This is a genomic window from Bacteroides sp. MSB163, from assembly GCF_036416795.1.
GTDB classification, from domain to species: Bacteria; Bacteroidota; Bacteroidia; order Bacteroidales; family Bacteroidaceae; genus Bacteroides; species Bacteroides maternus.
Map to the genome: position 1 here is coordinate 911,586 of NZ_CP143867.1, position 13,584 is coordinate 925,169.

At 41.2% G+C, this 13,584-nt stretch carries 6 protein-coding genes; 2 read left to right on the forward strand and 4 right to left on the reverse strand.

What is annotated here, in order from left to right; all coding sequences use genetic code 11:
• The first annotated feature begins 70 nt into the window (after positions 1-70).
• Positions 71-4,429: a hybrid sensor histidine kinase/response regulator transcription factor gene (locus VYM24_RS03185; RefSeq protein WP_330941427.1), complete on the forward strand. Its 4,359-nt coding sequence runs from the start codon at positions 71-73 to the stop codon at positions 4,427-4,429.
• Here VYM24_RS03185 and VYM24_RS03190 read toward each other — a convergent pair.
• Together VYM24_RS03190 and VYM24_RS03195 are read right to left on the reverse strand one after the other, a co-directional pair.
• Positions 4,423-6,441: a family 43 glycosylhydrolase gene (locus tag VYM24_RS03190; protein ID WP_330941428.1), complete on the reverse strand. Its 2,019-nt coding sequence runs from the start codon at positions 6,439-6,441 to the stop codon at positions 4,423-4,425. The two genes, VYM24_RS03185 and VYM24_RS03190, sit on opposite strands and share 7 nt — an antisense overlap.
• Positions 6,442-6,621: 180 nt before the next feature.
• The gene (locus VYM24_RS03195; RefSeq protein ID WP_330942204.1) at positions 6,622-8,427 is read right to left on the reverse strand and encodes an AMP-dependent synthetase/ligase; all 1,806 of its coding nucleotides are present in this window, start codon (positions 8,425-8,427) and stop codon (positions 6,622-6,624) included.
• A gap of 227 nt (positions 8,428-8,654) precedes the next feature.
• Between VYM24_RS03195 and VYM24_RS03200 the strand changes: the two genes are divergently transcribed.
• Complete coding sequence (locus VYM24_RS03200; protein ID WP_129616615.1) at positions 8,655-9,275, forward strand: porin family protein; 621 nt, start codon at positions 8,655-8,657, stop codon at positions 9,273-9,275.
• A gap of 74 nt (positions 9,276-9,349) precedes the next feature.
• On the opposite strand, the gene VYM24_RS03205 is transcribed toward VYM24_RS03200, so the two are convergent.
• Both VYM24_RS03205 and VYM24_RS03210 read right to left on the reverse strand, forming a co-directional pair.
• Complete coding sequence (locus VYM24_RS03205) at positions 9,350-10,255, reverse strand: DUF5106 domain-containing protein (RefSeq protein WP_291551004.1); 906 nt, start codon at positions 10,253-10,255, stop codon at positions 9,350-9,352.
• A gap of 17 nt (positions 10,256-10,272) precedes the next feature.
• Positions 10,273-13,548 carry a hypothetical protein gene (locus VYM24_RS03210; protein ID WP_330941429.1) on the reverse strand — a complete coding sequence of 1,092 codons (3,276 nt, stop codon included), beginning with the start codon at positions 13,546-13,548 and terminating at the stop codon, positions 10,273-10,275.
• Between the last annotated feature and the right edge of the window lie 36 nt (positions 13,549-13,584).

A 13,584-nucleotide genomic window follows, 5' to 3' on the forward strand; every position in this document is an offset into this window, starting at 1 on the left:
AACAGGCCCTATACTTTTCATTTATTCCCTTTTTTCTATACATTTGTTCTGCACTATTCAAAACAGTACTATGAGACGACTGATTATCTACTTCTTATACTTAATGATACCGATGTTTTCATCGGCACAGCCCATCTGCCAGATTACTGATTTTACAGCTGAGAACGGACTACCCCAAGATATCGCATCAGCTGTTTTACAAGATCAGAAAGGCTTTCTCTGGATCTGTACCCGTAACGGACTCAATAAGTTCGACGGATATACATTCAAGAACTACAAATCCGCGCCACATAAAGAATATACGCTATCCAACAATCGGATAACCTTTATTTCAGAAACCGCATATGGCGATATCTGGTGCCAGACGTATGACAGCAAGGCTTATATATTCGACACTCATCTTGAAATCTTCTACGATGTCCTGCAAACAGTAGATAAAGATATGCAAAGAAGAAACTTTGTCCAGAAAATATTTCCCCTAAAAGAAGGTATAGCCTGGGTGACATGCGACAAGGGTTATTGTTACAGAGTCGATGAAAAGAGATACAAAGAGAAAGACGGAGTTACACTCTATAGCACATTCAACGGTTTTTTAAAAGGTGAACACATCTACACTATCTTCCAGGATTCCGATAAGGATGAGTGGATATTGACAGACAAAGGTATATCCATAATAGGCAACAAAAAGATCGGCAGCGATTTTCCTTTCCAGTTTATTCAGGAATACAACGGTACAATCTACCTTGCTTCCGCTTCTGAAAAGATAGCCTATTATAACCAACAAACAGAAAGCATAAAATTTATAGAGCTTCCTTACCCCATCAACAAAATAAACTCTTTAGACATAACCAACCATGGGCTACTCACCATAGCCACTGATAACGGCGTCATCCTGTTCAATCCGGAAAATAAGACTTCTCAGTTAATAGATATCCGTACTCCTATGCAACCCTCCAATGAAGCAATCTCCATTTATGAGGATAAAGAAGGAGAACTATGGATATTCCCCACTACTCCCGGAGTGATACGCTTTAATCCGGCAACAGGTGAAAAACAATACCTCTTTACACCCGAAAAAGAGGTCGTGAATTATGGCCGGGAGAACAAAAACATCATATTTGAAGATAAACAAGGTACATTATGGCTAATTCCCCATAATGGAAACTTCTGTTACTATGACAGGAAAAATAAAGAACTGAAAGCCTTTTATACTGATCCGGACAACCCTCAATCGCTATTTGCTCCGCTTGTTCGCTACCATTATCAGGACAGACAGGGAAACCACTGGCTTGTCAGTGCCAGAGGAGTAAAGAAAATGTCTTTCTATCCACAAATTTATAATCTGAATGGAATAGACAGGGGATTTGAAATCCGCGCCTTCCTTTTGGACAGTTCACAACGATTGTGGGTAGCTTCCAAAAGCGAATATGTCAGGATATACCGCCCCGATGGTAGCCTGGCCGGTTACTTGTCTCCACAGGGAAAGATAGGTAAAGATAAAGTATCATTCAATGCCAGTGTTTACAGCATCTGCGAAGGAAAGGACGGAACAATCTGGATAGGAAGCAAGGGAAACGGACTATTCCAACTTGCAAAGAAAACCGATGGGAATTACGACGTACAAAATTATATGTATGCCTCCGAAGACATTTATTGTTTGAGCAACAATGACATATTCAGCATATATTCCGATAATCATGACAACATCTGGATAGGATGCTACGGTGGCGGATTAAATCTGCTACAACAAACACCTGAGGGGAAAGTGTACTTTATTAATCACAGGAACAAGCTACAAAACTATCCGTTCAGCACCTGCCATAATATCCGCTACATTACAGGTACGGAAAATGGTATCCTGTTGGTAGGAACCACCTTTGGTTTGGTTACATTCTCAAATGACTTTACACAACCGGAAGAAATCAAGTTCTACAGAAATATACAGAATAAGAGCAATCCTTTCAGCCTGACCGGAAACGACATTATGCATATATACGAAAATAGCCATAAAGACATCTATGTATTGACATTCACCGGAGGAGTCAACAAAATCACATCCAGAACCCTACTTAGCGAAAACATTGAATTTCAGTATTACACCGAGCTGGAAGGGCTAGGATCCGATATGGTCCTATCCATGATAGAAGATTCTCAAAAGAAACTGTGGATAGCATCAGAAAACGCTTTGTCCAAATTTAATCCGGAAACAGAGGCATTCGAAAACTATAGTACAGGATTCCTCAGACAGAAGATGAACTTTAGCGAAGCGATACCCACCATAAACGCCCGGCAACAATTGATTTTCGGCACAGATATGGGCTTTTTGGAAATTGTTCCGGAACAAATGAAGAAGAGTGATTATGTACCTCCCATCGTCTTTACTGATTTGAAAGTTAACGGAAAGAAATCAACAGTCTCCACCGATGACTTGAAAGAGATAGCTTTACACCCTTCGGAACGAAATATTAATGTACAATTTTCAGCATTAGACTTCACGCGACCGAATGACATACGCTATGCCTATCGCCTGGAAGGTCTTGAAAAAGAATGGAATTATAGCGATAAAAACAAATCAGCAAGCTACATCAATCTGCCCGCAGGCGAATATCGTCTTCATGTGAAATCAACAAATAGTGACGGAGTATGGGTAAACAATATCCGTACACTTTCCATCAAGGTCATTCCTACCTTTTGGGAGACTCCTTGGGCTTTACTGGCATATCTTGCAGCATTCATCCTTCTCACAGGGTTAATTCTGTATATCTTCTCTTACATCTATCGACTGCGTCACCAAGTGGATATGGAACAGCAATTATCAAATATCAAACTGAAATTCTTTACCGATATTTCACATGAGCTACGCACACCATTGACTCTTATCTCCAGTCCGGTCAGTGAAGTTCTGGAGGACCAGACCATTTCTCCTTCCGTACGGGAACATCTGACCGTTGTACATAAGAATACGGAACGTATGTTGCGTCTTGTCAATCAGATACTCGATTTCCGGAAGATACAGAATAAGAAAATGAAAGTAATGGTTGAACAAACAGAATTGATTGCTTTCCTGATGAAAATTACAGAAAACTTCCGTCTGATTGCTGAAGAGAAACAAATAGACTTCACATTCAATGCTGATCAAGAAGAAGTATATATATGGATAGACAGGGACAAAGTGGAAAAAATAGTATTCAATCTATTATCCAATGCATTCAAATATACTCTACCCGGAAAAACCGTAAAGATTACAGTACAGAAATCGGATCAGCATATCCGCATTTCCATTATTGATGAAGGTATCGGTATTGCTCCTGATAAGATAGGTTCTCTTTTCAAACGCTTTGAGACACTAAGCAAGAACAACAATATTCTGCAACCTTCATCAGGCATTGGCTTATCACTCGTCAAAGAATTGGTGGATATGCATCACGGGGATATAGAGGTCAAGAGCCAACCGGGAACGGGTAGCGAATTCAGTGTAACTTTACCTTTGGAACGTGAAGTGTTCGAGAAAGATGCACAGGCCGAATTAATCCTTGCTGATAGTTCGGACAATACAGAATATATTACCGCAACTGTAGATAACGGTATAGCTGAATCTGAAAACAGTTCGGAAGAGGATTTTTTATCCATTTTAATCGTAGAAGATAATCGTGAGCTGAGAAGCCTGCTCAGAAATATACTATCAAAGAAATACACTATCCTGGAAGCAGCAAACGGAGAAGAAGGTTTGAAACTTGCATCGGAGGCTATACCCGATATGATAATCAGTGATGTAATGATGCCTGTCATGGATGGATTGGAAATGATTAAACGTATCAAGGAAAACAAAGATATCTGCTATGTTCCAATCATTCTCCTATCAGCAAAAGCATCATTGGATGACCGTATCACCGCTTTGGAACAAGGTATCGATGATTACATTACGAAACCATTCAGTTCTTCGTACCTCAAAGCCCGTATTGCTTCTCTGTTTACCAAGCGCAAGCAGTTACAGGAAATATTCATGAAGCAGTTATCAGCAAACAATGAAACCGATAATTCCAAGGACTGGACTCCTTCGGAACCCGAAGTGATGCCGCATGATAAGTTATTCATGAAAGAAGTGATGGATTTCCTGGAAGATCAAATGGATAATCCGGATCTGGTGATCGACGATTTCGCCAACAAGCTACTGCTGAGCCGGAGTATTTTCTACCGGAAGCTTAAGTCCATTGTAGGAATGCCTCCGGTAGATTTTATCAGGGAAATTCGTGTAAAAAGAGCTGCCCAGTTGATCAGAAATGATGTATACAACTTCTCTCAAATAGCTTATATGACCGGTTTTAGCGATCCGAAGTATTTCAGCAGATGCTTCAAAAAACACATGGGAGTTACTCCAAGTGAGTATAAAAACTCCATTAATAACGAGGAGGATAATCCGGATCAGTAAAAGATAAAGTTCTTTATAGCAAGTCCCTGACTCTGTCCGCGGAACAGGAAATAAATTTTGGACTTATCTTTTACTGCTCCACTGACCTCAAAGGTTTGCTTCTCCCATTCTCCCGGAGTCTGGCTCTGATTTATCGGGCAAGTAGCTATCAACTTACCATCGAGACTTCCCTCCCTTATCTCAATCACTGTTCCGGGAGTTTCCGCCTGAAGTTCGATAGTTACTTTTTGAGGGGTTGGCTTAAAGCACATATTATTGAATACGAGCCAGTTTCCATCCCGTACTCCGGAAATAAACTGCATAGGGCGTTTTGCTACCGGACGTACTAACTTCATTCCTTCACGATCATCATACTGAGAAAAGTCTATCTCGGTAAATGCATCGTAATGATTTCCCCTGCGATTACTTTCTAATTCAAAATAATCAAAATCGGCATAGCCGCCAGTAGCACCTTTATTTAAGTTATAACAGCATAAAGCATGACGGATACCCAGAAATCCCCAGAAGTTAGAAACTCCTTCCGGACCCAAACGGTTATATTCAAGATTATCCAGACTATAATAAAACAGTAAAGATCCTTGCTTTGTCACTTCAGTGCGCAGGTATATCTTATCAGTTTTGACAGGAAGACTATCGACAACAGTCTCTCCTTCTCTTCCTCCCTGCCTCATTTCAAGCCAAAAGCCATCCGCCTTCTTCCGTACTCCCAGTTGGTACATGACTCTCCCCATAATGCCATTTCCGGCAAAATCTCCCTCACGGAGTCCGGTCAAATCTAATGAAACAGTTCCGGTACTATAAGGTCCGGACACTTTCTGTGTCAGAGAATTACGCGCCCATTCAAATCCCTTTGCATACTGCGCATAAATTCTAAAATAACCGGGACGATCCGTCAGACTCCATTTATCTTTCCGGGGTACATGATTGAATTCCCATACATGAGCCAGTTTCGAAGAACTGAAATCATCCGAATGTTGGGGAAATGTAATCTCTTGCTTGGTCTTGACTGCCGGTTTTCTATAAGTTACTACTCCTTTTCCCGGTTTACCTTCCGGACCTACCACCGGCCAATCCTCTTCCCATTTCATCGGATACAGCATCACACACCTACCCATATAATCCCTGTCCTGGAAAGTATAGGCCCATGATTCACCTTCAAGCGTCTCCACATATCCGCCCTGATGTACACCGGCACCGGCATAGTTGATATCATCATCAATAAGGACCTTTGTTTCATACGGACCGTAAAGATTACGGGAGCGGCTGATCATCTGTACCCCATTGTATCCCAATGCCGGATTGAATATATAATACCAACCATTCCTTTTATAAGTGTGACATCCTTCAAAAAGATATTCATATCCCTTGGGAGCTGTTATAATCAAGGTACCCTCATCGTCAGGATCCAGTACACCGGTTCCATCATCTTTCAAACGTGTCAGGTATATTTTCGTCTTTCCATGTGTGACATATTTCTTACCATCATCATCAATGAAAAATCCCGGATCATACAAACGCTTGTCAAACTTATACATTGAATACGGACCTTCCGGTTTATTACTCTTAAACATTACAAAGCCATCATCGGCAATATTAACTCCTATATAATAGGTACCGTCATGATATTTAATGGAAGGAGCCCAACATAAACGACTATACGCTGTCTGTTCATTCTCCATCCTATATTGAGGGCGGAAAGTGATGCTGTCGTAGGCATGCCCTATGATACGCCAATTTATAAGGTCCTTAGAATGGCAGATAGGAATACCCGGCATAGCAACGAATGAGGAACTGACCATATAAAAGTCTTCACCTACCCGTATAATGTCAGGATCGGGATAATCGGCATTAATCACCGGATTGGTATAAGTACCGTCTCCATTGTCAGACGACAAAGAAGCTGTAGTTTGTACGGGAACAGCGCACGACTGTACCATGAGTATGCAACAAAGCATTAACAATGCGGAAAAGCCATCCGCTATTTTTCCTGTAGTAATAGATAAGTTATACATCTTACATAAATTAAGATAAAGTGAGGATGCAAATATATGCGGTACAGGACAGCCAAGAGGGGACAAACCGGTAATATACGTGTACTTTTTAGGCACACGGATATATAAAAAGCTCCCGATTAAAAGTTCTGGCTTTTAACCGGGAGTTTTTCATTTTCAGTAAATAGGTTTATTATATCTTTATTCTTCGTACATTCTATCTATCACATTCTTGTAGTTCTTTGCAACTACAGGGCGCTTCAACTTCAAAGTATTAGTCAGTTCACCACGTTCCATGCTGAACGGTTCCGGCAAGAGAGTAAAACGTTTCACTTGTTCGTAGTGTGCGAACTGTTGCTGTAAAGTGTCTATGCGTGCACGGAACAATCCCATAATCTTGGGATGTTGCAGAAGGTCGTTCATATCCTTATATTCGATACCTTTTTCCTTGGCATAATCTTTCACAAAACCATAGACCGGTACAATAAGGGCAGACACAAATTTACGCTGATCGGCAATAATGGCAATCTGATCGATGTAACGGTCAATGGCCAGTTTCGTTTCTAAAGCTTGCGGACTGACATACTTACCATTGGAAGTCTTGAATAAGTCCTTGATACGCTCAGTCAGATAAAGTTGGTCACCCTTCAGATAGCCGGCATCACCGGTATGGAACCAACCATCTTTATCAATAGCAGCGGCAGTAGCTTCCGCTTTCTTATAATAGCCTTTCGTGATAGTCTTTCCACGCAGAAGTATTTCATTCTCGTCACCGATCTTCACTTCTACATCAGGCATTACGGTGCCTACGGAACCAATTTCGTAACCTTGGTTAAGGAAACAAGAAACGGTAGCGGTTGATTCAGTCAGACCATAGCCAACCAACATATTAATACCTACTGAATGAACAAATTCACAAATTTCATCAGGTACGGCAGCTCCGGCAGTAGGAAAGAAGTTGCCGTTCTCAATACCAATCGTCTTTTTCAGTAAAGCATAAACCGTCTTTTCGTAGAACTTATACTTCAGATGAAGCATCAACGGCGGAGTTTTGCCTTTACGCAGATAATCAATGTTATGTATCTTGCCGACTTTAATGGCATCCAGCATCATAGCTTTCTTCAAACCGGTTTCCTGAGCTATCTTTTCCTGTACTCCGGCATACACCTTTTCCCAGAAACGGGGAACGCTGCACATCAATGTCGGACGAATTTCTTTAATGGTAGTCTGGATATCCACCGGACGCAGGTTGATGCAAATCTGCACGCCTTTATGAATACAAAGATACGTCCATGCTTTCTCAAAGACATGTGTCAAGGGGAGAAAGTTCATGGAAACATCCTGATCGGTCATGTCTACCAGACGGATATCATGGATACGGAAAGCTTCCATATAGTTAGAGTGATGCAGCATTACCCCCTTCGGTTCACCAGTTGTACCGGATGTATAAAGAATGTTGGCAAGATCATCATCCGATGCACGGGAAGTACGTTCTTCCACCATATCGTTGTTCGGCAAACCTTTTCCCGTTTCCAGGAATTCGTCGAAATAAATGGAAGTCATGTCACGAGGGTCGCGTACTACAGCACGGTCGAAAATGATCAATTGCTGCAACGATTGGCAAAAGCCAAAGACACTGAAAGCCGCATCATACTGGAATTGCTCGCCTACAAATATATAACGTATCTGAGCATCATTGATAATGTACTGCGCTTGTGCCGGTGAACTGGTAGCATACAGAGGTATGGTCACCGCACGGTTAGCAAATGCCCCGAAATCCACGTAAAGGCATTCGGGCTTGTTCTGAGAAAAGATTCCTATGTTTTCTTCCTCCTGCACTCCTAACTCTACGAGTGCATTCGCAACTTGTCGAACTGTTTGTGAGAATTGATTCCAAGTGATGGGGATCCACTGCGACGTTTCGTAATCCCTGTATTTCAGAGCCACCTTGTCGCCATACTTCTCTGCCCGCCGATGTACGAGGACAGATAAATGATAATAAGTCATATTATTCATATATTGGTAAATTCGGTACAAAGGTAGTGGTTTCATTTGAAACTATTTCTATATTGAGAATTAAATATTTAGTATATACTTCCGCAATATTAGTACTATCCGACTCTAAAAAAGAGTGGTTACCCTACATTTTTGTTCGTTTTTCCAAAGAAATACAAATATATGTATATATTTGCACCCGATAGTTTTTTAAATATCAACGCAATTACTTAACTAACATGAAAAAGATTTTAGCATTAGTCGCCATATTGGCGATAGGTTTAGGGAGTATCAACGCACAAGATAACCTCAGATGGGGTGTCACGGCAGGTATGAATGTAAGCAATATCAAAGTTAGCGGCTTTGATAGCCGGGTAGGTTTCCATGCTGGTGTTAAGGCAGAGCTTGGATTACCACAAGTAACAGAAGGAGCTTATATGGATTTCGGCGCATTACTTTCTTTAAAAGGAGCTAAAGTAGATGGCGGTGCCTTAGGCAGTATCAAACTGAACCCTTGCTATTTAGAGATTCCTGTACATATCGGTTATAAGTATGCTGTAAGTGATAATTTCACTTTATTTGCCAATGCAGGCCCTTATATTGGAATCGGATTATTCGGAAAGTTAAAAACAACAGGCGAAATTAAGAATGAACTTGAATCCAGTGTTGGTACTTCATCTGAAAATATTTTCGGTGATGACGGTTTCAAACGTTTTGACCTTGGTCTGGGGTTAAAAGCCGGTATGGAGTTCAGCCAAAAATACCAGATTTCCATTGGTTACGATTTCGGTTTAACAGAAACTTCAGATGCAGGAACTAAGAATCGAAACCTGATGATTTCTTTAGGATTTATGTTCTAAAACAACATAGAATGATTGAAAGAGGGCACCGTAAGGGCCCTTTTCTATATATTTTTAATTGGCTTACCATAGCATTACTCTTGAAATTTCAACAGCAGTTGATGCAACGATACTTCTTTCTTCACCACCCGTTTCTCTCCATCAAGTAAATACATCATCGGCATATCAGGTAATAAATAGCGTTCTTCCTGGCGTATACAACCCATATCGAAACCTGTAAGCCACTGGGTGGGCAGATCTTTCAAAGAACGGTTCCACAAGTCTCGATCTTCTCCTACGCAGATGGCAAGCACGGTAAGTTGCCCACTTTCTATCTGTTGTTGCAGACAGGAAGCGGTGCTCAAAGCGGTAATGATTTCCCGACAATGCAAACAATCGGGATCGTAGAACAGTAGCAATAACCTATAGGTAGCAGGGACGGTATATAAGGTTTGCAATTCACCGCTAGGTGTGAGATAAGTAAAGTCGGTTGCCATTGTGCCGGGACGGTTCTTCAAGGCAGCGGAAAGCAGAAAACGAGAACGTGAATTTTCTGTTTTATCCAGTAGGGAGGTACCTACAATTTCTTCCAAAAAGGGAATAAAGTACTCTTCATTCTGCATAGGTGAACCGGGAGTATAGAGATACTTTTCTGCCAACTGTGCCAATAGTCGGTAAGCGGTTTCGTCAACTTCGGCGCGCTGCATCAAACTCTTTACAGCCATGATACGGGCTTCGGCTTGAGCATGCGGGAAGAGAGAAAGAAAGTTGACGAGATTTTGTTCTACAAAGGCAGGACGGCGACTACGCAAGGTATCCGCAAAATCTATATCATCCCAGAAGTGTGCCAAAAGGCAGGCAGCACGCTCATGGGGAATGCATAGGGTAGAAGGGACAACAGAAAGAGGCTGATCTTGAGTTTTATTCTGCTGTGCGCTCATGCTGCCGCTAGTAACGGCGAGCATGAGGTATATCAGGAAGAAAAGAAGATTGTTATTCATCTTCAGCAGGTAGTGGATTAATCTTCTACACAACGGATAAAACAAGCGTCACTACCATCAGTACTATTATTATAGAGATTAGCTTTATGTATGAAGTTGAAATCAAAAGTAAAGTAATTGATGTCCCAACCTATAGTTTTGTCTGTATTTCCATTAGCATCTGTTGCATCACTATAATCTGATAACCAATAAATAGCACCTGACCGCATATACAAATCATAAAACAAAGGTCTATCTCCTAACGCCGGGTCTGGATACCTATCAACTCGACCTGCTGCATATCGAAGTATGCCAGACCGTCCTTGCGATTCGGCTCCTGTTTGAGAATTGGCTCGTTTGCGATGTCCATAACCAGAAGCACCTATTGGAAAGAAAAGATTTCTACTATTTGTTTTATTATATACAAAACAACCACGTATGCCACATCCCTCCGTATTTTTGTTCTCACCATCCGCCATATATCCATACACTTGTCTGATATCTGTGGCAGTAGTTGAAGATTCATCACCATACAATACTCCATATCCTTGTTCTGTATCTTTATTGTCAAACAGGGCTTTAAAGTCATTATATTCTGCAATACGGACATTATCAGATAGTGATAAATTCCATTGGGTAGTTGCACTAGGTATTACAGAAGAAATATCCGCCCAATGTTTTAATCCCTTACCGTTGGCTAATGTTAAGTTTGGATTATTGTGCGGAAACCAAACATGGAAAGACTCAGGTGTTATATTAATCCAAGGATCTTTATAATTCACCTGATTAGAGGCAGCGATTGCATCTTCCAAGTTTCCATACTTAAATAATGAACCTTCATCCAACGGCGACTCAGCTTCTCTATTTGCCGTGACTAAATTACACGTATGCCATTTAGCACCATTTTCTACCAATGGAATGGGTGCATCACCTTGACGAACAAATATCAGATGTTGGCAAGTGTAATTATGATAGTTAATCCGTATAATTGCAAATCGAGATGTATCCTTATTGGGGCATTTACTATTAAAGATTACCTTAAAATCAATAGGTGTTCCCGTTTCACCCGCTGTCCGGCTCAGAGAAATCATATTATCACCACCTTCAACCACTTCTGCCTTCCAAGGACCTTCTGATGTAAAAGGCTCAAATGTCGTTGAATTTTCACGAGGCAGTCTCATGAGCGTCACGTGAAAAGGAGTATCATTATTCCAACTTCGATAGATGCCCTTAGGATTAACAACACGACGTACCTGAAGTATTTCGGCTGTATCTTTCAAAATAGTTATCTTTTCGCTATTAGCAAATCTAATTCCGGCCTGAATTTCTACCGTGGCTCTTCGCCTGTAGGCTACATAGGGATTATTTCCAGTGTATCCAGTACTTATAATCATCTGTTTGGCACGCGTATACAATGGAATATGGACCGTAATATTTTGCTCATTGCCAGTTCCTACAGGATTTCCAATAGTAAATTTTCCAAGTTCTTCCGTATTTTCTTCGATGTTTTCTTTTGCCTCTATCACATAGTCTCTTTCACCTCTTTTGGAATCTTCATAATACTCTTTATTTCCTTTGGCCTTACCGTCTTTTTCGCCTAACCATACGACCCCGTTTGCCGGGTCATTCAGACTTTTATTTTGTGTTAATACGGTTGCAGTGGTTCTGCGTAGTGAAAGAAAACCATTCCAAGGCTGATTTTGTCCTCCTTTGTTTTGAGCTGTATAATCCTTTTGTGACGTCACATCGTAATCATACCAATAAGCATAATCAAGCCGGCCGTCACCTTCTGTATATGCACCGTTGGGTGCCCAATTATTTGTAATTATCTTGGCTTTCAAGGAGATGAGTTCTCCCCCACCTGTATTTATCTTTATAGGAAGATCCATAGTCCTGTTATACAGATAAGAGATGTAGTAAGGATTGGGTACTTCGATACCGGGTTTCGGTTCTTCGTATTCGATGTGCCAGTCCACGTCATTGGCATATTTGTTGAATTTCAGTGTCAATTTATAATGGTGATTACGTTCGGCATTATAGTCGGTAGTGACATTTTTACCCAACATGAAGCGGTAAGTGATATCGCCACTGCCCACCCGGCCCTCGGCATTAGAAACATAATAGGCCTTTACTTCAATATAAGTGCCATAGGGCTTCTGATCTTTATAAAATTCATCTTCAGGTCTGTTATTCAGTCCCGGAGCATCAAGTTCACCATTTCCGTCATGATCTTGCCGTTTGTCTTTTCCTTCTCCCTGCATATTTTCATAGAAAAAGAGGGCCTCATTTTTTTCTCCATGAGCTTTCTGGATATGTTCATTCTTCTTGTCAAGATTATCATCACTGTATTCTGTACTCAACACAGACACTCCCTTATTTTGCTGATCCACAGAGTCATAATAATAATAATAATATGGTCTACCTTTCGTGATACGTGCGGGCCAATGCTCATCGTATGAAGTCCCCTCAACATACGTAATACTTTCGCCCTCTTTAATAAGGTCTCCGAAGTTTTTTTCGGGATTATCAGGATCTTTGTTGACGGCACTCTTCTTACCTAAATAGCACTGATTTGGTATATCCTTGATTGTTACGGATTTGAGATAGATATATACGTTTTCATGAAGCATTGAGCCATCGTATGCAATGGTCACTTTGGATGCTGCACGACGTATCCAAGCATGCAATGGTATTGCTCTTTGGTTGATGGTCAGTAAGGGTGCATCGGAATCTGTTGAAGCATCGCTAAAGAATCCGAACATTTGATTATTGGCAGCGATCTCCGACGCTTTCCATTCAAGGGAAATACTTTTCAATCCATCTTTTGTCTTTATAGCCTCCTCGTATTCGGAGAGGTCGTCCATGTTTGCCACCGCATAGATATAATAATACCCGAAAGGAACGGTCAGTTGGAATTCTGCATGGGGAGTTTTGGATTCAGCGGGGGGAAGATTCTTGTCTTCACCACCTATTGATTCGGTTTTGTGGTCTGTACGCTCTTCTTCCGAAAGCACGTATTCCCCCTCATTGGGAGTTCCGGTACTTGCCTGATTTAACGGATATTTCTTCACCAACTTTCCTTCCTCATCATACAACAGCACACAAAGGCTGTTGATACTCTTTATCGCATTTCCGGGCGTACGCGTGGTTCCGTTCAGCGCAGGAGTAAGGGGCTTGAATTTCACGGTGCCACTGATGACGCTTTCCCCTTCGCCTATGATTCCGCCACTATACAGCAAGTCGTCCTTACAGGAGGAGGCGGTGCCAAGAAGCAATATGCATAAAAATATGTATGTCAAAAAGTTGCGTTTCATATCTTCTGTCATTTTTTTCGAGTATGTTTCTATACT